General features: G+C 42.5%; 1 protein-coding gene. It reads left to right on the forward strand.

The genetic code is table 11. The annotated features are described in order from the left end of the window. Positions 1–54: 54 nt before the first annotated feature. A partial coding sequence (locus tag CVN76_RS01805; RefSeq protein ID WP_198512422.1) for a hypothetical protein occupies positions 55–652 on the forward strand: 598 nt, incomplete at its 3' end.

A 652-nucleotide genomic window follows, 5' to 3' on the forward strand; every position in this document is an offset into this window, starting at 1 on the left:
GGTTTAGATGAACTTAACGACATGCTGAATTAACAAAGAAAAGGGGCGGATAAAATGAGTAGCGAAAAGACCGGTAATTTAGGATTGCATAAATGGGCGCCTACTGATGGGGTGTTACGGACGGAGTTTAACGATAACTTCGGGAAGCTTGACGAGAAGGTGGCGGGGATTGGCGACGTGTCGTTGATTCCGCAGCCGACCGTAGTAGATGCGTTGAAGGATAAAGACGATAAGATTGACGACAGGGGTATTAGTATTAAAAAATTCATAGTTGCATCGGAAACAAGCCACGATCAAGCTTTCCAGAGAGCAAATGACTATATACGTAATTTAGCTATTTCTACCGGATTCACAAACGTTCCATCGCTACGTGTACCGACAGGTAAATACATCATTAACAAGGAAGTAAAGATGTCTCCTTATGTAAAAATAAAATCGGAAGGGTACGTAGGATTTTCTGTAACATTTAATGGGACGGGATTCTATGTTGCACCTAATTCGGATGACCCTAAGTATAGCAATTCGGCAGGGACTCCGCTCGAGTTGTCCAAATTGAGTTGGAATAGAGGGAAGTATTTTGACGGATCAAATGGCGCCATTATCTTTTCAACTACAGTAGACAAGTCAATGGTTGGAGCGAAAACGGTAGCTA

Source organism: Bacillus sp. mrc49 (assembly GCF_002803435.1).